20 protein-coding genes are annotated in these 19,090 nt (G+C 58.2%); 13 read left to right on the top strand and 7 right to left on the bottom strand.

Annotation, left to right across the window (positions count from 1 at the left end; genetic code table 11):
- Window positions 1–59: 59 nt before the first annotated feature.
- The 7 genes from ACIPZE_RS00340 to ACIPZE_RS00310 all read left to right on the top strand — a co-directional run bounded on the left by ACIPZE_RS00340 (window position 60) and on the right by ACIPZE_RS00310 (window position 7,642).
- On the top strand, window positions 60–677 hold the full coding sequence (locus ACIPZE_RS00340) for a LysE family translocator (protein ID WP_400770473.1): 618 nt from the start codon (window positions 60–62) through the stop codon (window positions 675–677).
- 41 nt (window positions 678–718) lie between these two features.
- Window positions 719–841, top strand: a complete 123-nt coding sequence (locus ACIPZE_RS00335) for a hypothetical protein (protein WP_400770471.1) — start codon at window positions 719–721, stop codon at window positions 839–841.
- Window positions 842–1,086: 245 nt separating this feature from the next.
- Complete coding sequence (locus tag ACIPZE_RS00330) at window positions 1,087–2,085, top strand: ABC transporter substrate-binding protein (protein WP_400771014.1); 999 nt, start codon at window positions 1,087–1,089, stop codon at window positions 2,083–2,085.
- Between the two features lie 15 nt (window positions 2,086–2,100).
- A complete protein-coding gene (locus tag ACIPZE_RS00325) occupies window positions 2,101–2,718 on the top strand; it encodes a glutathione S-transferase C-terminal domain-containing protein (RefSeq protein ID WP_400770469.1) in 618 nt (205 codons plus the stop codon).
- Between the two features lie 42 nt (window positions 2,719–2,760).
- Window positions 2,761–3,834, top strand: coding sequence for an AraC family transcriptional regulator (locus ACIPZE_RS00320; protein WP_400770467.1), 1,074 nt, complete (start codon window positions 2,761–2,763; stop codon window positions 3,832–3,834).
- 129 nt (window positions 3,835–3,963) lie between these two features.
- On the top strand, window positions 3,964–6,309 hold the full coding sequence (locus tag ACIPZE_RS00315; RefSeq protein WP_400770465.1) for a TonB-dependent receptor: 2,346 nt from the start codon (window positions 3,964–3,966) through the stop codon (window positions 6,307–6,309).
- A 7-nt stretch (window positions 6,310–6,316) separates the two neighbouring features.
- Window positions 6,317–7,642 (top strand): LLM class flavin-dependent oxidoreductase, encoded by a 1,326-nt coding sequence (locus tag ACIPZE_RS00310; protein ID WP_400770463.1) that lies wholly within the window; start codon window positions 6,317–6,319, stop codon window positions 7,640–7,642.
- Window positions 7,643–7,713: 71 nt separating this feature from the next.
- On the opposite strand, the gene ACIPZE_RS00305 is transcribed toward ACIPZE_RS00310, so the two are convergent.
- Complete coding sequence (locus ACIPZE_RS00305; RefSeq protein WP_400770461.1) at window positions 7,714–8,370, bottom strand: O-methyltransferase; 657 nt, start codon at window positions 8,368–8,370, stop codon at window positions 7,714–7,716.
- A 112-nt stretch (window positions 8,371–8,482) separates the two neighbouring features.
- On the opposite strand from ACIPZE_RS00305, the gene ACIPZE_RS00300 reads away from it, so the two are divergent.
- The 3 genes from ACIPZE_RS00300 to ACIPZE_RS00290 all read left to right on the top strand — a co-directional run bounded on the left by ACIPZE_RS00300 (window position 8,483) and on the right by ACIPZE_RS00290 (window position 10,208).
- Complete coding sequence (locus tag ACIPZE_RS00300) at window positions 8,483–9,124, top strand: TetR family transcriptional regulator (RefSeq protein ID WP_400770459.1); 642 nt, start codon at window positions 8,483–8,485, stop codon at window positions 9,122–9,124.
- A gap of 149 nt (window positions 9,125–9,273) precedes the next feature.
- Window positions 9,274–9,711, top strand: coding sequence for a GNAT family acetyltransferase (locus tag ACIPZE_RS00295; protein ID WP_129394239.1), 438 nt, complete (start codon window positions 9,274–9,276; stop codon window positions 9,709–9,711).
- Window positions 9,712–9,746: 35 nt separating this feature from the next.
- On the top strand, window positions 9,747–10,208 hold the full coding sequence (locus ACIPZE_RS00290; RefSeq protein WP_400770457.1) for a hypothetical protein: 462 nt from the start codon (window positions 9,747–9,749) through the stop codon (window positions 10,206–10,208).
- Between the two features lie 74 nt (window positions 10,209–10,282).
- Here ACIPZE_RS00290 and msrA read toward each other — a convergent pair whose 3' ends face one another.
- On the bottom strand, window positions 10,283–10,786 hold the full coding sequence (gene msrA, locus ACIPZE_RS00285) for a peptide-methionine (S)-S-oxide reductase MsrA (RefSeq protein WP_400770455.1): 504 nt from the start codon (window positions 10,784–10,786) through the stop codon (window positions 10,283–10,285).
- A gap of 149 nt (window positions 10,787–10,935) precedes the next feature.
- On the opposite strand from msrA, the gene chrA reads away from it, so the two are divergent.
- The gene (gene chrA / locus ACIPZE_RS00280; protein ID WP_283436234.1) at window positions 10,936–12,135 is read left to right on the top strand and encodes a chromate efflux transporter; all 1,200 of its coding nucleotides are present in this window, start codon (window positions 10,936–10,938) and stop codon (window positions 12,133–12,135) included.
- 33 nt (window positions 12,136–12,168) lie between these two features.
- Here chrA and ACIPZE_RS00275 read toward each other — a convergent pair whose 3' ends face one another.
- Window positions 12,169–13,056, bottom strand: a complete 888-nt coding sequence (locus ACIPZE_RS00275) for an EamA family transporter (protein WP_400770453.1) — start codon at window positions 13,054–13,056, stop codon at window positions 12,169–12,171.
- 107 nt (window positions 13,057–13,163) lie between these two features.
- Here ACIPZE_RS00275 and ACIPZE_RS00270 point away from each other — a divergent pair, with 107 nt between their 5' ends.
- Entirely contained in the window at window positions 13,164–13,946 is a 783-nt protein-coding gene (locus ACIPZE_RS00270; protein WP_400770451.1) for an AraC family transcriptional regulator, read from the top strand.
- Window positions 13,947–14,038: 92 nt separating this feature from the next.
- Here ACIPZE_RS00270 and ACIPZE_RS00265 read toward each other — a convergent pair whose 3' ends face one another.
- The gene (locus tag ACIPZE_RS00265; RefSeq protein WP_400770449.1) at window positions 14,039–14,452 is read right to left on the bottom strand and encodes a hypothetical protein; all 414 of its coding nucleotides are present in this window, start codon (window positions 14,450–14,452) and stop codon (window positions 14,039–14,041) included.
- A 656-nt stretch (window positions 14,453–15,108) separates the two neighbouring features.
- Between ACIPZE_RS00265 and ACIPZE_RS00260 the strand changes: the two genes are divergently transcribed.
- On the top strand, window positions 15,109–15,471 hold the full coding sequence (locus ACIPZE_RS00260; RefSeq protein WP_400770447.1) for a DUF6124 family protein: 363 nt from the start codon (window positions 15,109–15,111) through the stop codon (window positions 15,469–15,471).
- 103 nt (window positions 15,472–15,574) lie between these two features.
- On the opposite strand, the gene ACIPZE_RS00255 is transcribed toward ACIPZE_RS00260, so the two are convergent.
- The 3 genes from ACIPZE_RS00255 to ACIPZE_RS00245 form a co-directional block, all read right to left on the bottom strand.
- Window positions 15,575–16,087, bottom strand: coding sequence for a hypothetical protein (locus ACIPZE_RS00255; protein WP_400770445.1), 513 nt, complete (start codon window positions 16,085–16,087; stop codon window positions 15,575–15,577).
- Between the two features lie 178 nt (window positions 16,088–16,265).
- On the bottom strand, window positions 16,266–16,934 hold the full coding sequence (locus tag ACIPZE_RS00250; RefSeq protein WP_400770443.1) for a DUF3313 domain-containing protein: 669 nt from the start codon (window positions 16,932–16,934) through the stop codon (window positions 16,266–16,268).
- Window positions 16,935–17,026: 92 nt separating this feature from the next.
- A complete protein-coding gene (locus ACIPZE_RS00245; protein WP_400770441.1) occupies window positions 17,027–19,000 on the bottom strand; it encodes an alkyl/aryl-sulfatase in 1,974 nt (657 codons plus the stop codon).
- Window positions 19,001–19,090: the final 90 nt, after the last annotated feature.

Below are 19,090 nucleotides of genomic sequence, written 5' to 3'. Positions count from 1 at the left end.
TGACCGGGGAAAGACATGTTCAAACCAGCCACGATAAATCGCCGACCAAGGGTTACGCCATGAGCTTCAGCACATTGGCTGCGTTCTGGGCGGTATCGATATTGTTCGTCATCACCCCTGGCGCGGATTGGGCCTATGCAATTTCCGCAGGTTTGAAGCATCGTGTGGTTCTGCCCGCCGTGGGCGGATTGTTATCCGGTCATTTACTGGCGACCCTGATCGTCGCCGCTGGCGTCGGCACGTTAGTCGCCAGCCATCCAGTAGCATTGTCGGTACTGACCTTGACTGGCGCGGGTTATCTGCTGTGGCTGGGCGCCAATCTGCTGGCCCGCCCTACTACGCCGCATGCCGATAACAGTCAGGCCAGCGACACCTCGACACGCTGGGCCTTCAAGGGATTTTGCGTCAGCGGCCTGAACCCGAAAGTCTTTTTGCTGTTTCTCGCATTGCTGCCGCAATTCGCCGACACCCACGCAGCGTGGCCGGTGCCCTTGCAGATGGTCGCCCTCGGGCTGGTGCATACCGTGAGCTGCGCGGTGATTTACCTGCTGGTCGGCTTCGGCTCGCAAGTGGTGTTGCGAGCGCGCCCTGCCGCTGCGCGCCGGGTCAGTCAATGGTCTGGCGGATTGATGATCATCATTGCGTTGGCACTGTTGATCGAACAACTGTGTGCCTGACCTATGCTGTCAGGCAGATATTTCCACTGCGGAGGATCTTTATGAAAGCCGAGGTCAGCGTGATCAATGAAGAAGGCGTTATCGTGCTGCAGGCGACAACCACAGGCGTGTTGCCGGATGCGGCGGAACGAGAATGTCTGAAGCGCCTGCTGGCGCAACACTAGATAAGCTTGCCCGCTTCGACGCATATTTTTTATGCCTTGCAGGCATCGTCCGCGCAGCCGGTGATCCATCGGCCATATGCCACAAACGAATAAACAGCATATTTTTAAGTATTTTATTTCTGCATCAACACGCCGCTATACCTGCGTCTTCGATCCGGCACCACGCCGGCATTTGCAGGAGCAGACGCGTGATTCGAACCCCTTCGTTATCCTTCCCAAGAGCGGCGCTCACCCTCGCCGCACTAATGGTTTCCAGCCTGGCACTGGCTGAACCTGTCAAAGAAATCCGCATCGCCGTGCCGGACATCAGTGCCGGCCCAACGCCCAGTGGCGCCGGGGTCGTCGATGTCTTGCGTGATCGGCAAACGCTGGAGAAAGAGTTTGAGAAGGACGGCATCAAGATTCGCTGGGACTTCTTCAAAGGCGCAGGGCCGGCGATCAATGAAGCGTTGGCCAACAATCAGGAAGACTTCGCTTACCTCGGCGATTTGCCGGCAATCATCGGCAAGGCCGGTGGTCTCGACACGCGTTTGCTCAGTGCAACCGCCCGTGACGTGAAGCTTTATCTGGCGGTGCAGCCGGGTTCGGGCATCACCACGCTCGAAGCGTTGAAGGGCAAGCGTGTGGCGATCTTTCGCGGCACCGCCACCCAATTGTCGTTTGCTTCGGCGCTGGCCCATCAAGGTTTGAAAGAGAGCGACTACAAGGTGGTCAACCTCGACTACAACGCCGCCAACGCGGCGCTGGCGGCCAAACAAATCGACGCGACCTGGTCCGGAGCCGGGGTGATTGCGCTCAAGGCACGCGGTCTCGCCGAGCTGCCGCTGACCACTGTCGACCTCGATGGCGCCGGCAGCATGCAAGCCGTGCTGTTGGGGCGCGGCGCGTTTGTCGACGCGCACCCGGAACTGGTCGCGCGATTGATCAAGGCACAGCAACCGGCGATCACCTGGTTGCGCAACGACGAGCACAAACAGGACTACATTAATCTGGTGTCGAAACTGGCCAGTTTCCCCGCAGACATCCTTACCACCGATGCCAAAGATCAGTCGCTGGTGAAAATCTTCGCGCCGCAGCTCGACGCGCCGTTCCTCGACAACTTGCAGCGCAGTGTGGATCTGGCGCTCAACGCAAAACTGATCCGCAAAGGTTTCGAGGTGAAGAACTGGGCGCAACCGAGCTTCATCAACGCCGCACTGCAATCAACCGACGCCGCTTCGCAAACCCCACAAGCCAGCCGTTAAAAACAAGGACTACCCATGACCACCCTGTTCATTTTTCCTGGTGCCTGCTCGTTCGCCGCCCATGTCGTGATTCACGAATTGCAACTGCCGATCGACGTCGAGCGGGTGACGTTCGGCGACCCGGACTCGCCATACCGGCAGATCAACCCGACCGGCCGCGTACCCGCGCTATTGCTCGATAACAAAACCCTGCTGACTGAAAATACCGCGATCCTGCCGTACCTCGCCGATTTGAAACCCGGTACGGAATTGTTTGCGCCGGCGGGTTCAGTCGAGCGTGCACAGATTCAAGGCTGGCTCGGTTACGTGGCAACCGAGGTGCACGTCGGCGCGTTTCGGCCGATCAATCGGCCCGAGCGTTACAGCGCTGATGAGGCGGCATTCCCCGGGATCCGCGAGCGCGCGTTGCAACAACTGGCGAACGCACTGAAGCCGATTGAGGCGCATCTGGCGCCGGCGGATTATCTGGTCGGCAATCGTTTTACCGTGGCGGACGCCTACCTCGGCGTGTTCCTCGGTTGGAGCGCCCGCGTCGGCGTGTTGGGCGACTTCCCTGCGCTGCAAGCCGCGCTCGGGCGCTTCCGTGCACGCGAATCGGTGGTGCAGACACTGGCTGCCGAAGGCCTCGCCTGAGTCACCCCGAGGACAGATAACCGAGCTAACCGGAGAAACAGCATGCCAAGCACCGATACCATTGCCACCTGGGCCCAAGTCATCGCCCGCACGCTGGAAGCACAGGGCATCGACGCTGCCCCGCTGCTGCGCGAGGCCGGTATCAGTCGTTGTCATCTGCATGATCCCGACCAGCGCATCGCCCTCCCCGTCATGAGTGCATTCTGGCGGGCGGCGCGGCGCGTCAGTAATGACGAATGCTTTGGCTTGCAAGTGGCGCAGTACAGTTATCCAACCGACTTCCATGGGCTGTTTTTCGCCGCGCAAAGCAGCTCGACGGTGAACGAGGCATTGCAGCGTGGCGTGCGTTTTGCGCCGGTGATTACCACCTCGGCGGCGATGAGTCTGGTGCGCGGCCCGCACACCACGCGCATGGTTTACGGGGTGGCCGTCGGCGCCGAGGTGGAGCAGATCGCCACCGAAGCGTCGATTGCCTGCGCGGTACGCTTCACCCGCCAGACCTGGGTCGATCTGCCCATCGTGCACGGCGTGCGTCTGGCTCGCCCGGCGCCACAGGACCCGCAGCGCTGGACGCGATTGCTCGGTTGTCCGATCCGCTTCGATGCCGGCGAAAACGCCATCGAATACAGCAATCGCTGGCTGGATGCACCGCTGACCACGGCCAATCACGCCGTGGCCCAGGGACTGGACAGCGTGCTCAACGCTTACCTTGAACGCCAACGCCGCCTGAACCTGCCGGAGCGGGTGCGCGGTGCGATTATTCGCTACCTGCCGCTGGGCGAAGTGCAGCAAAGTCGAGTCGCCGATGAACTCGGCATGAGCGTGCGCAACCTGCATCGACACTTGCTCAAGCACGACAGCAGTTTCAAGGCATTGCTCGACGATTGCCGCCGACAACTGGCGTTCAGTTACCTGCGGCAGACCGACTGCTCGATCAACGAAATCTGCTATCGGCTGGGCTTCAACGAGCCGAGTAGTTTCAATCGCGCGTTCCGGCGCTGGACAGGCGAAAGCCCCGGTAAATGGCGCCGTGATGATGTGCCGTCGTTACCAGAACGCTATGTGCCACGGCCGACTGTCTCAGCCTCTGAGCGCGCGATCTCGATAGCCGTTTGAATCAATTGTCTGCGGCGGACCACAGGTTGTCCGCGCAGGCCCCTTTTCCCCTCTTCACACGCTCTAGCATGGCACTCCTACCGAGCCCGACCGATAGCGTCGCGCGGCAAAACAAGGAGCTTTGCGTCCATGCTGTTACGTTACCCGGCCACCACGGCCCATCGCCTCAAGCCCCTGGGTTTTTCCTTATGGCTGGCGCTGCCCGCTGTCCTTTGCTCGACCATGGGCGTTGCCGCCGATCAACGCGAAAATCCAACGGCCAACGCCGACGACGCCGCCCCGCGGCTTGAACAGGTCACCGTGACCGCGCGGCGCCGCGAAGAACAGTCGCAGGACGTACCGACACCGATCACCACCCTCAGCGGCGCCAATCTGGAAAGCCAGCGCATCTACAAGATTCAGGACCTGCAACAGGCGTTGCCCAGCGTCAACGTCGCTTACGTTCACGCACGGGTTTCCAGCTTCGCGGTGCGCGGGATCGGCAATAACCCGGCCAGCGATGGACTGGAAGGCAGCGCCGGGATTTATCTGGATAACGTCTATCTGGGCCGTCCCGGCATGGCCGCGTTCGACATGCTCGACGTTGAGCAACTGGAGCTGTTACGCGGGCCGCAAGGCACGTTGTTCGGCAAGAACACCACGGCCGGTGTGCTCAACATCACCACGCGCGGCCCGACCTTTACGCCCGAACGCAGCCTCGAAGTGTCGGGTGGGCAGGACGGCTACTTTCAGGGCAAAGGCACGGTGTCCGGGCCGTTGACCGACACCCTCGCCGCGCGCCTGTCGTTCTACCGCACCCGCGATGACGGTTATTTGAACAACCGGCATGACGATCGCACGTTGCTCGGCGGTGAACGCGAAGGCCTGCGCGGGCAGTTGCTGTTCAAGCCCAACGATGATTTCAGCCTGCGCTGGATCAACGAATACAACACGGAAAACTCCAGCAGCGGCAGCAGCGTGATCTATGGCGCCGGCCCACTGTTCTGGCGCCGGGCGGCATTGGTCGGGGCTAATCCGCAAGTGGGCGAAAGCAACATCGACGGGCGACAGAATGTCAGCGTCCACCAGAACGCCAGTTCCGTCGAAGCCAACTGGAACCTCGCCGGCGGTTATACCCTGACTTCCATCAGCGCCTATCGTAGCTGGCACTTCAACCCGGCCAACGACGCCGACCAACTGGACGTCCCGGTGATCAACGACTTCGGCTACGAAGTTCATGATCGGCAATTCTCCCAGGAAGTGCGTCTGGCTTCGCCCAAGGGCGAGTTTTTCGACTACGTCGTCGGCGCCTATGCCTTCAAGCAAGACCTCGGCAATCGGATTTTTACCAATCTCGGGCCGCTGGCCGATCTCAACCTGATCGGCGCCAATCTCAATGCGCTGAACAACGTCAACAGCAAGGTCAACGGCAAGATCGACACCGAGAGCTACGCCCTGTTTGCCCAAGGCACCTGGCACTTGAACGAGCGCCTGGATTTCAGCGCCGGCATCCGTGGCACCTATGAAGAAAAAGACGCCAACGTGCAACGCTTCGCCCCCGAAGGCGGTGGCGCGCCGGTGGTGATTCCGGGTGTGGTCAACGGCAACGCGGTGCGCGCGAGTCAGGTCGGCGCCTATGACACTGGCGACCTGCACATGCACAACGCGGCGCCATCGTTCCTGACCAGTTTGAGCTATCACTTCAGCGATGACGTGCTGGGCTACACCTCGCTGTCCCACGGCGAGAAATCCGGTGGCGTCAACCTCGCCGTCGGTTCGGCGCCGAGCGCTGGTGCCGAGTCGTTATTGGTTGGCCCGGAGCGTGCGAACGATGCTGAGCTGGGCATTAAAAGCCAGTTGTTCGACCACCGTTTGCAACTCAACGCAAACGTGTTCTGGACCGGGGTGAATGGCTATCAAGCCACCACTTATTACCAGCCGCCCGGTTCTTTGACCGGCTATCAGTTGCTGACCAACGCCGGCACGGTGCGCTCGCGTGGCGTCGAATTCGAGGCGACCACCGTTCCGGTGCGCGGCCTGACGTTAAACGTCAACGGCTCGTTCAACGACGTGACTTACCTGTCATTCAAAGACGCGCCCTGCCCTTCGGAAAATCCGGGGCAAACCAACTGCGACCTCAGCGGCCAGCGCGTAGCCGGCGCCTCGCGCTGGATCGGCAACGTCAACGGCGAATACAAATGGCCGCGCATCGACGGCATCGAACCCTACGTCACCGGCAGCTATGCCTACCGCTCCGACAGCGAAGGCACGCTGGACAATTCCGACCTGGCGAAGATCGATGGCTACGGCCTCGCCAACTTCTCGCTCGGCGCACGAGTGGACTATGGCGACGGTTTGCTCGACGCCTCGCTGTGGGTCAAAAACGCTTTCGACCGTGAGTATTACCTGGCTGTTGGCAGTGGTTCCAATGGCCTTTACACCGCCTCGCCAGGCCAGCCGCGCACCGCCGGCGTGACCTTGCGTTATGACTTCTGAGGACACTATGAAAACAGCACAAATGAGCCTTGGCGCATTTCTCATGAGCAGCGGCCATCACCTCGCCGCGTGGCGCCATCCACGCGCATGGTCGGGCGGCGGTCTGGATTTCCAGCACTTCAGGAAACTCGCCACTACCGCCGAGCGTGGCAAGTTCGACGCGATATTCTTCGCCGACAATCTGGCCCTGATGGGCTCGCCGGAACTGGGCCAATTCACCACGGCCGGCGACGTCTTCGACCCGTTGGTGCTGCTTTCCGGGCTGGCCGCAGTGACCAAACGCATCGGCCTCGTTTCAACGGTGTCGACCAGCTACAACGAACCCTATCTGCTGGCACGCAAGTTCGCTTCCCTTGACCATTTGAGCGGCGGGCGCAGTGGCTGGAATCTGGTGACCTCAGCGACCGATCTGGAAGCGCTGAACTTTGGTCGCGACAAGCATTTCGAACACGGTGACCGTTATCAGCGCGCGGAAGAATTCATTGATGTCGTCACCGGTCTGTGGGACAGCTTTGATGACGACGCCTTCGTCCGCGACAAAACCAGCGGAGTGTTTTTTCAGCCGGACAAACTGCATGTACTCAATCACCATGGCGATAACTACCGGGTACGCGGCCCCCTGAACATTCCTCGCACGCCCCAGGGTTATCCGGTGCTGATCCAGGCCGGCTCGTCGGAGCCGGGCAAGGCACTCGCCGCCCGCACCGCCGAAGTGGTGTTCACCGCACAGCAGACGCTGGCCAACGCCCAGGCCTTTTATGCCGACGTCAAAGGTCGTCTCGCCGGCTACGGACGCCGCCCTGAGCAATTGAAAGTCATGCCGGGGATTTCGCCAGTCATCGGCCGCACGCAAAGCGAGGCGGAAGACAAATACCAACAACTTCAGGATCTGGTCGAGCCGCGTGTCGGGCTGGCGATGCTGGCAGGCATGGCCGGTGGTTTTGACCTCTCCGAATATGATCTGGACGGCCCGTTACCGGAGCTGCCACCGAGCAATTCGATGCAGAGTCGTCAGGCTTTGTTCATCGATCTGGCGCGGCGCGAGAATCTGAGCATTCGCCAGTTGTACCTGAAAGTCGCGGGCGCGCGCGGCCATCACACGGTGATCGGTACGCCAAAAACCATCGCCGACACCCTCGAACAATGGTTCGTCGAACAGGCCGCCGACGGTTTCAACATCATGCCCCCGTTCCTGCCTGAAGGCCTGGATGAATTCGTCGATGACGTGGTGCCTTTACTGCAACAGCGCGGGCTGTTCCGCCATGAATACAGCGGCACCACCCTGCGCGATCATCTGGGGCTGGAGCGGCCGGACAACCGTCACCAGCGTTAACTTCGATCCGAAGCACGCCTTGATTACGGCCTTCAGGGACCACCCATCGGTGGTCCCTGAAACGGTTGGTTTTAGCCCAGGCGCATTGACAACTCGATGTCGTCGGCAAACGGCACGGACAGGTAACCGTTCTCCGGTGCACGCACGTACGCCAGGTATTCCGGGCAATAGTCGGTGTTGTCGGCCACCACCAGTGCGCCGGGTTTCAGGTGCTTTTCGAGCAGGTTCAAGACATCGCCATACAAGGCCTTGGCGCCATCGAGCAGGAGCAAGTCGACAGATTCCGGGAGATCACTGGCCAAGGTGATCAGCGCATCGCCCTCGCGAATTTTCACCAGATCGCTGACACCGCCGGCAACGAAATGCTGGCGCGCCAAGTGGATTTTCGCCGGCTCGAATTCACTGCCGATCAGCACCCCTCCACCGTTGTCGCGCAGCGCGGCGGCCAGATGCAAGGTAGACAGACCGAACGATGTGCCGAACTCGACAATCGCTTTGGCCTGGGTATTGCGCGCGAGCATGTAGAGAAGCTTGCCGGTGTCGCGGGAGACCGGCAGCCACAAGTCTTTGAGCAATCCGTAGAGTTTCAGGTAGTCGGTTTTGCTGTGCATCAGGCGATCGCGCTCTTCGCCGGATACATCGTTCAGCGCCGGGCTGGTGGCGGCGCTGGCTTGGCTGTAAAGGCGTTCGATCAGGCTCGCCATTGGTCCAGAGGTCAGGGTGGTCATGATTGTTTTCCGTCAGTTGGGGACTAGAATGCGAGTGATTCGTCGCGTTTAAATGATGCGAGTGATTCGCCTCCTCCGCTATTCGCATTCCCCAGGACCTCCGAGACCGCCCATGACCGACCGCCAGACCGCCCGTATTTCCTCGCGCAAACAGCCACAACAGGCCCGTTCGGCGGATCTGGTCGCAGCGATTTTGCAGGCGGCTATTCAGGTTTTGACCGAGCATGGCGCCACCCGCTTCACCACCGCACGCGTCGCGGAAAAGGCCGGCGTGAGCATCGGTTCGCTGTACCAGTATTTCCCCAACAAAGCGGCGATTCTGTTCCGCTTGCAGAGTGATGAGTGGCTGCACACCACACAAATGCTCCAGCGCATTTTGCAGCAGGAACAACCGCCACTGGATCGCCTGCGCACGCTGGTGCAGGCATTCATTCGTTCGGAGTGCGAGGAAGCGCAGATGCGCGGTGCGCTCAACGATGCCGCGCCGCTCTATCGCGATGCGCCCGAGGCCCATGAAGTACGCGCGGCAGGACGGCAGATCTTCGCGGCCTTCATGCTCGAACTGTTGCCGCATGTCACAGATGCAATCCGCACAGCGGCCTGCGATTTAATCCTGACCACGCTCAGTTCTACCGGAAAAGACTTTTCCGCCAGCCCACGCAGCGAGCAGGAAATCAGCGTGTTTGCCGACGCGCTGGCAGACATGTTCAGCGCTTATGTTGTGTCGCTGAATCAGCCGCAAGCTTTCGATTAGACGGCGCCGGGGTTAAAGAAATTGTTCGGGAAAATTCTGTCGCCGGAGGCTGATGCGATTGAGTTGCCGGGTTATGACAAGAACGCAGGAAAGTGGACAACCACCGGCACAGCGCGATAGCGTCAGCCACTCAAATCGGAGGCTGCGCCATGGATGTGATTACCCACTACTCGGATCAACACCATCGAACCTCTGTGATGGCGCTGTGGGAAGCTGTTTTCGGTTACGAAACCGCGCATAACAGTCCTGGCCTTGCTATCGACAAGAAACTGGCCGTCAACGACGAGCTGTTTTTTGTCGCATTGGCAGGAAATGAAGTTGTCGGGACCGTTCTCGCCGGATACGACGGCCATCGTGGCTGGCTGTACTCGGTTGCGGTGCACCCAGCGTTTCGTAGAAAGGGCTTGGGCGCAAGGCTTGTGCAACATGCCGAAGCAGCCTTGACCGAACGGGGTTGCATGAAGATCAACCTGCAAATCGTCAGTACCAATGCAAGCGTCGAAGCCTTCTATCAATCGCTGGGCTACGTGACCGAACCACGCATCAGCATGGGGAAAAAGATCGAGTCCAATATCGAGGCGCCATAAGCTCAGGGCCGTCAGATATAGCAATGGAGTGCGTGATGAAAATGATCGCTGTCGTCGCTATCTATCTCGCCGGAGGGATTGCGCTGTTTCCTTTCATCGAGTTTTTACGCCCGGTCGGTGTTGCTCTCGACAGTCTCTATTCGTGGCTTTCGATGGGCTCCGGCGTCGATACAGCACAACGTTTAAGCCTGAGCTTTATCTACGCAAGCCTGTTCCATCTGTTCTGCTCGGTTTGTTCTTCAGCGTCAGCAAGTCGCTGGGTGTCCGCGATCAGGATCAGAGATCTTTGCACTCGTGCCTTATGGTGCCTGGGTTCATTTTCGATCAGCCTGCTGACGCTCGGACTGGTTGGATTAACCACGTACAAAGTGCCCAAAACGGACTTTGCTCATTACTTTACTTATCTGGTTATCTGCATGCTGTCGGGTGTCTGGGCGTGGTCGATCAAGGACTTTCTGCTGGCTGTTATTCGTTACGCTGAAAGAAAACCCCTATGAGCTACAACGAAAAAGCCCCTGATCTCAGGGGCTTTTTGTTTTGCGGCGCAGTAAACGCGCCCTGCTGAAGTCTCTCAGCGCTTCGGCAGTTTCCAGTCTGGGCGGATGAAGTGGCAGGTGTAGCCATTCGGGATACGTTCGAGGTAATCCTGATGCTCCGGTTCCGCTTCCCAGAACGGTCCCGCCGGTTCGATTTCGGTCACCACTCGGCCTGGCCACAGGCGTGATGCGTCGACGTCGGCGGCGGTGTCCTCGGCGATATCGCGTTGCGCTTCACTGAGGTAATAAATTGCCGAACGATAGCTTGGGCCCTGGTCATTGCCCTGACGGTTGGGCGTGCTCGGATCGTGGATCTGGAAGAAGAACTCGAGGATCTGCCGATAGCTGATCACCGCCGGATCGAAGACGATCTCGATGGCTTCGGCGTGATTGCCATGGTTGCGGTACGTGGCATTCGGCACATCGCCGCCGGTGTAGCCGACGCGGGTTTGCAGCACGCCCGGATAACGGCGCAACAAGTCCTGCATGCCCCAGAAGCAGCCGCCGGCGAGAATGGCAGTTTCGGTTTGACGGGTCATGATCTGTGCTTCCTCTCGGTATGCATTGGCTGTAGGCATTGTAATGAGGGCGTATCCGGAAATTCCAAGGTAGAAAATCCCGAGCGAAGCATTTCGCTTTACGGGAGTACGCTATCGTAATCCGATTATTGAAGCAGGAACGCCGGTAGATGACAGAACCTCATACCGCTGAGCAAAACAGTGCCTGGTCGGTGTTTCTGATCTTTCTGCGCCTTGGGTTGACCTCATTCGGCGGGCCGATTGCGCACTTGGGGTACTTCCACAACGAATTCGTCACGCGACGGCGCTGGCTGAGCGAACACAGTTATGCGGATCTGGTCGCGCTCTGCCAATTTCTGCCGGGACCGGCAAGTAGTCAGGTCGGCATGGCCTTGGGTCTTTCGCGAGCGGGATATCGCGGTGCGCTGGCAGCATGGGCGGGTTTTACCCTGCCGTCGGCCACCATCCTGATTGCGTTTGCCCTCGGCATCGCACGTTATGGCAGCGCGATTTCGCCCGGTGCCTTGCATGGCCTCAAAGTGGTCGCTGTCGCAGTGGTGGCGCAAGCCGTGTGGAGCATGGCGCGCAACCTTTGTACCGACGGGCCGCGGGTGGCCCTGATGGTGATTGCCGCCTTTGTCGCGTTGCTTGCACCGTCGGCATGGGGACAGGTAGGCGTGATTGTCATTGCCGCCCTGGCTGGCCTGGTGCTGTTCAAACCCAGGCAACGTGTCGAACCTGACGCCCTGCCGATCACGATCAGCCAACGAAGCGGAGCAATCTGCCTAATACTTTTCCTTGTGCTACTCGTGGGCCTGCCATTCGTGGCCGAACGGCTCCCCTACCAAAGCGTGGCGCTGGTGGACGCTTTCTACCGCGCGGGCGCCTTGGTATTTGGCGGTGGCCATGTCGTTCTCCCCCTGCTGCAGGCCGAGGTTGTGCCTGCGGGCTGGGTCGGCAACGAAACGTTTCTCGCCGGCTACGGTGCAGCGCAAGCCGTGCCGGGGCCTTTGTTCACGTTTGCCGCGTTTCTCGGTGCCTCGATGACCGTTACGCCCTCAGGCTGGCTGGGTGGCGTAATCTGTTTACTGGCGATTTTTGCCCCTTCGTTTTTGCTGGTCGTGGGAGCCTTGCCATTCTGGCAGCAGCTGCGCCGCAATACCCGTGCACAGGCCGCTTTGGCCGGGGTGAATGCTGCGGTGGTCGGCTTGCTGTTGGCCGCGCTTTATCACCCTGTCTGGACCAGTGCCATTCTCGTGCCGCAAGACTTGGTTTTGGCACTGCTCGCCCTGATTGCCTTGATGTTCTGGAAGCTGCCACCGTGGCTGGTTGTGCTCGGGACGGCAGTGGCGGGCTGGGTTATGTATTAAAGAGTGTCCGGCACGTCAGGGTCGGGCCAATGCTCAGGCGATTCGCGCACGACGGCGTGACAACAAACCCTGCAAATACCCTGAACCCAATACGATCGCCACCAGCACCAACAGGATCAATCCCCACTCCGCAGAACTCGGGTGTTGGCCAAGAATCGCCATCGAACTGAAGATGCCAAACACCGGAATCAACAGCGACAGCGGGGCCACGCGCGAGATCGGGTATTCGCGCAATAGCAGGTTCCAGCCCCAATAACTGAAGTGCGTCGCTGCATACACCTGGAACGCGAGTGAAAAAACGGTCATCGCATTGAGCTGCGCAGGCAGTGCGATAAAGGGTGCCGAGCCATGCAATGTCCACGTCAGCAACATCAGCGGGATCGGCGGAAACAGGCTGGCCCACACCACGAACGCGAAGATCTCGCGCACCTTCGATACCTTGATGATGACGTTGCCGACGCTCCAGGCCATTGCGCTGCCAATCACCAGTGCCAGCCCTGCCCTCGACGCGTCGCCGGGGCTGCACAAGACGATGCCCAGTAACCCTGCGGCCGCCAACAGCGCGCCGAGCAATTGCGGGCGCCCGAGACGTTCGCGAAAAAAAATCACGCCCCAGCCCAAGGTGAAAAATGCACTGCACTGGATCAGCAGTGATGCGGTGCCGGGCGGCACTCCCCACGCGATGCCCTGATTGATCAACGCCCACATCGCGACGCCGAAGATCAGTCCGTAAGCGGCTAACCATCGAAACGCTATTCGTGGGCGCTCGACGAAAAACACCCAGGGCAACGCAGCCAGCGCGAAACGCAACGCGGTCAGCAACAGCGGATCGATGTCGACCAGACCCAGTTTGGTCACGGGAAAATTCAGTCCCCACACCGCTGTTACCATGATCGCAAGTAGGAGATGTTTCTTGTGCATGATCGATCGTTCCCATCGCCGAGCGGAAGTGCTCGTGCGGGGAGAATATGCAAGCTATCGAGCTGGCCCGCTTTCAGTCACAGGCCATCTTTCGATAGAATCGGGCCATGCGCACAATCACCGGTCATCCTTACCAGAACATACCCCGCGATGCAGTCGTGACCGCCGTTGATTACGCGGACGGCACGTTATTCCCGCTGCACGATCATCAACGGGGTCAGTTCGCGTATGCCGCCAGCGGCGTCATCACCGTGTTCACCGACGATGGCAACTGGGTCGTTCCGCCCCAGCGTGGCATCTGGGTGCCCGCGCAACTCCCCCACTCCATGCAAATGCGTGGGCCGGTGACCCTGCACAACACCTATATCCGCAAACAGGCGGCGCAGCGACTGGGGTTGTCGGGCCAATGCCAGGTACTCGATGTGTCGCCATTGCTGCGGCAGTTGCTGTTGAAAGCCATCGACGTGCCGGCGCGCTATTCCAGCCAAGGGCGCGACGGTCATTTGATGAGTCTGCTGCTGCACGAGATTGCCGCGATGCCCGCACTGTCGCTGAATGCGCCACTGCCGGCAGAACCGCGTCTGGCGTCGGTGTGTCGCGAGTTCCTGAACCTGCCTTCGCTGGAAGTGGGTATCGATGAGATGGCCGTACGTGCGGGAATGAGCCGGCGCACCTTTACCCGACATTTTCGGCTGCATACCGGGATCAGTTTTATCGAGTGGCGGCAACAGGCTTGTCTGCTCGCAGCGGTGGTGATGCTGGGCAAAGGTCAGCCAGTCACCCAAGTCGCGATGACCTTGGGATATAGCAGTTCCAGCGCGTTTGCCACGGTATTCAAGCAATTACTGGGGGAAGTGCCGAGCCGTTATGTCGTCGAGCAACACGTTTAGCGGTCGCATAAAAAAGGCCGGATCTATTGTTTGATAGATCCGGCCTGTTTCTTTAACCTTGACGCTTTGCGAGCAGCACCCAAGTCAAATCCTTAGTTGCTCGTATCCAGCCCACCGTAAATATTGGCACTGCTATGCGATGTGCCTTTATTACTGTAAGTTGTATCGTAACCACCATAGATATTTGAACTGCTTTGCGAAGTACTGCCATCACTATTATGCGTATCGACTCCGCCATAAATATTCTTTGTACTTTGCGATTTACGGCCATCGCTATAGCTTGTGTCTTGGCCACCGTAAGGGTTCGCGCTGCTTTTCGAAGTGATGCCATTGCTATAGCTGGTGTCTTGTCCACCATAAATATTCTTGCTGCTGGTAGAGCTTGTTCCATCGTCGTATCGGCAATTGAAACCACCGTAGCTGTTGGCACTGCAATCGTCTGCCAGGGCTTGATACAACGGCATGGCGAACAGAACCGAACCCAGCAAAGCAACCTTGAGCTTCATGAAAACTCCTTGAAGAAAACTCGACATCACTTAAAAGACATTAGTTAGCGTTACCGTGCAGGCACGCTTGAGAGATAAAGGACGAGATAACTCATGAAGGATAAGGTGGATGAAACTCCTTGTTCAGAAGTGGCCGCATGCCATTATCTATACAGACTGAGTTTCGAAAACTAAGTTTCTGCAGTACAAAATTATTTTTAACGCGACAAGATCAAAGGATGCCTGGGCAGTCTGGCTGCGGCTGCGGCTGAGTTGCACGTCACCATCGGCGCGGTCGCATCGCTGAAGGCCATGATTGTTTAACGTTTTTTGCGTTGTGTTTAAGGACACTTGGCGTTACGTCCGAAAGGCTACGACGCCTTGCGCCGTTGCCTACGACTACGCCAGAATCCGCCGACTTGTGCGCCTGGAGTGCCATCGGTAACTTGATTCGCGTCACTGTTCGCAGTGACCGGGTTTAGTAGCCCGAGGTAAATGAAAGTGCACAAGCGTCTGTCAAAAAGGTATTCACGTACCTGCATTTGATGGCGGCTGTGCGTAGGGCGCCCTCGGGCGCGCCGGCTTTCTTCTTTTCCCCGGTCTACTAACCTGCGCACCGCTGCCACCCCCTGTTTAGTAGCTCGGCGCGGCGGCCACATAACAGGAAAAAGAAGAACATGTGCAAGATAACGCCGAACCCTCCAGAAACCGATCCGGCCTCACCTTATGAATCGCTTGATTCAAGAAAAATGCACGACGCGGCTGAGCGTGCGCTCGATCATTACCTAAATCCCGCTGCGGCGATCATGGCTACGCCGTATCAGGCGAGCACGATGTTTCTGGTTAACCCGGAAACGGATACCGAGTCATTGCTGGTTAACGCGTGCGAATCGCTGGCCTCGGCCTCCATCATGCTGGGGGATGTTGCGGGGTTGGTGGATGGACCGATTCGCAAGACGTTGCTGGGCATTGCGCAGGTGGTAATGCTTGGGGAGTTGGCGGTGAATAGGGCTTTGGACAGGGTTGAAATTACAGACTAGGTCATTGCATTCAGTGGCGGTTTGACCGTCGCCACTGATCGGATCAGATTCTTTTGAGCGCTTGCGAATGGCTGCTTTCGGGCAAAAACAGCCGTTCGACACTCTAGCGTTGCATAGGCGCAAGCGGCCCCACGAACATCACCTTTAGCCGATCCTTTCCGATGACACGGGCCAACTCTGCGATAACGCAATACATGAATATCAGCGTGATGAGCAATATTTGCACGGCCCAAAAACGCGGCCAGTTCATCGAAGCCCACAGCAAAGAGTTCGCTTCCATGAGGTTCGGCGCTTCTTTCCAGAAATCGTAAAGCCGCTCCAGATAGTGGACGATCAGCGCCACCAGCGCATACATGAGTGTCTTCCAGATGACGTTCCAGATCAGCGGTTTATCGGGAAAGCGGTTGATGAACGGCAGCATATCCGCGACCAATACGGACTTTCCAAGTATGAGGGAAGCAATCAGCACCGAGGCTGACACCGGAAGATCGACCCCCGCCCCTTTGATCATGAGTGAGCGAATCAACGCGACTATGTGCAAAATCACGAAAAAAAACACCGTGGGTGGCAGCACTTTCATGAATTCATGTTTGACCTTAATCATCACCGCGCTCATTTCGGCGTCCTTTAGAAGGTAGGAAATCCGCTTTGCACCAAGACCAAGAGTGTTTAAGCATTCAGGGTGCATTGCTTTTTTATCGTGCCCTCAGAACCGCCACGTCGCACCACCACCGATGATGCGCAACGTGGCGTTCTTGTGGATGCCCGATAAGGTTGTGCCCGAACGTGCAGCGCTATTTCTTCAACTGCTCATAAGACTTGACCATGTCCCTCGCCCAGACATCGAGCAACGCTTTGAAGTCATTGGCCTCCAGAACCTGCGCGGAGTTGTCGAGATCAGCGCCGGCGCCCTTGCGCACCACTTCGGCGACCAGTTTGTTGTCACTTCCATCGAGAAACGCGGCTTCGGTCGCCAGGCTGGTGTCCTGATCACGAATGCCGGTGGCGGCGCTGACGCCAGCCGCCACGAGTGCAATCGGGATGACTTCATACGGACGCAACCCTTTGGTCTTGGCACTGGCGGCGGTGATTGCCGGGCGTACTACCAGCACGCCCGGCCCTGGGCCGCTAGCGAGCGGAAGCGCGCTGGAAAATGCATTTTTTAAGGTCTGGTCGTAGTACTGAGTGATGCCATTGAGGGTTTTTTGCGGGATTTTTGCGGTCGGTTGCGGCTTGGGAAACAGCTGACTGGGTTCGACGTAAACGCTGGTGAATTTACTGACATCGACTTTCGGATCAATCCAGCGCATGACAGCGGCACCGGAAGGAGATTTCTCCTCCTTCAGGACGCTGTAGTCGCCGAGAAATCCGGAGTACTGCTCGGGGTCCACGTACTTGCTGGCACAGCCGGAAAGGGCCAACGACAGCACACACAACGGTACAGCGAGTGCCTTGAATTGCATGAGAACGCTCCATTGTCGACATACTGGTGTGACGCTGGTCTGCGGCGGCGTTTTGAACCGCTACCGCAGACCGACATCAACTGACTCGGTCGTTACGGCGTGACGATGTTGAACCAGAAATCGAAGTCATCCATGTACGACACCAACTCTTCGAGCTTGCCCTGCGTGCCATCGACTTTGATATCACCCTTGGCCAAGGCGTCCTTCAAAGTGGTTTCTTTCAGCACGATTTTGTTCAAGGTGTCGCGAGTCAGGGTCACCTTGGCATCAGCGTCTTTGCCTTCAACGCCTTCAGTGTGGTTAAGCACGCCGTTCTCCATTTCCACCGAGTAGTTTTGTTTCAAGTCAGTGAAATCAAAGTTGAGCGACAAACGCTTGCCATCCGCTTTCGGGCCATTGAGGCGCATGGCCAGGAAATCGAAGAACAGATCGAGATCCATGGCGCGAACAGTGTCCGGACTGGCGGTGTCAGGAGTAGGCAATTTCCTCACGCCATCGCGCAGTTCTTGTGCACCAGTGAGGTAGAAATTGCGCCATGGGCCGCTTTCGGCCTGATAACCCAGTTGCTCAAGCGCATCGGCTTGCAGGTTTTTCGCCGCTTGGTTGCTCGGGTTGGCAAACACCACATGATTGACCACTTCCGCGACCCAGCGGAATTCGCCTTTATCCATGTACTCCTTGGCCTTCTTGAGTACGGCGTCTTCGCCGCCCATCATTTCCACGTAATGCTTGGCGCCCTCCTCCGGCGGCAATTCATTCAACGTAGCCGGGTTGCCGGTAAACCAGCCCAGGTACAGCACATAGGTGGCTTTGACGTTGTGGTTCACCGAACCGTAATAACCACGGTTGGAGAACTTGTTGGCGATCGCCTTGGGCAGTTTGAACTGCTCGGCGATCTCCACCATCGTGTAACCCTTGTTGATCATGCGCAGGGTTTCATCGTTGATGTAACGATACATGTCGCGCTGGGAAGACAATTGCTCACGCACTTCCTTGTTGCCCCAGACTGGCCAGTGGTGCATGGCGTACATCACCTGGACGTCGTCACCCCACAGTTTCAGCGCTTCGTTGAGGTACTTGGACCATGGCAGCGGTTCGCGGATCTTCGCGCCGCGCAGCGAGTAGGTGTTGTGCAGGGTATGGGTGGAATCTTCGGCGGTGTTGAGCGCCTTCTTCTCTTTGATGTAATAGAGCATTTCCGCCGGTGCTTCACTGCCGGGCGCATACAGGAATTGGTAGGTCAGGCCGTCGATGACGTGGGTTTCACCGGTGGTCTTGATAATGTCGGTCGGCGGTATCAGTGTCACGGTACCGGCCGACGTGGTGGTGCCCAAGCCTGCACCCAACTGACCAGTCGCCGATGGGGGCAGCAGGTTGCCGTACATGTAACTGGCGCGGCGGCTCATGGCGGTGCCGGCCATGACGTTTTCGGCCACTGCGTGTTCGACGAAGCCTAGAGGAGCGTAAACCTTGACCTTTCCGGCCTTCACATCGTCTTCGTTGATCACCCCGCGTACGCCGCCATAGTGATCGACATGGCTGTGGGTATAGATCACCGCCACCACTGGTTTCTTTGGCCGGTGCTGATAGTAAAGATCGAGGGCTGCCTTCGCGGTTTCGGTAGAAATCAATGGGTCAAAGATGGTGATGCCGTCCTTTCCCTCTACGATAGTCATGTTCGAAAGATCGTAGTTGCGCACCTGATAGATGCCATCGGTGACTTCGAACAAGCCAGAAATATTGATCAGTTGAGACTGACGCCACAGGCTGGGGTTGGTAGTGTCCGGTGCAGCCTCACCTTCCTTGATAAAGGCATACTTGGCAGGGTCCCAAATGACGTTGCCCGAGCCGCCTTTTATTACTGTCGATGGTAACGGCGCAATAAAGCCTTTGTGCGCCAGTTCAAACGAGGTTTTGTCGTTGAACGGCAGCTCATTGAGCAACGCATTGTTCGCCGCCTTGGTGGCTTCCGACGCAGGCTTTGGCTTTTCCGCGTCAGCCGCGAAAGCTTGCGAAGCCAATCCGATAGCTGCCACCAACGAAAAAGCGGCACCAGCCAATTTCAAGGAACGCCATTCCCCTCGGGATTGACGTTGCACTGTCGAATGAATTTCCAAGACCATCTTCTACGCTCCTTCATAGTAGGAATGCGCTAA

Origin of the sequence: Pseudomonas sp. NPDC089741, from assembly GCF_044748825.1 — a bacterium.
GTDB lineage: Bacteria > Pseudomonadota > Gammaproteobacteria > Pseudomonadales > Pseudomonadaceae > Aquipseudomonas > Aquipseudomonas helmanticensis.
The sequence above is the reverse complement of the archived record's forward strand: the minus strand, read 5'-3'. Positions and strand labels throughout refer to the sequence as shown.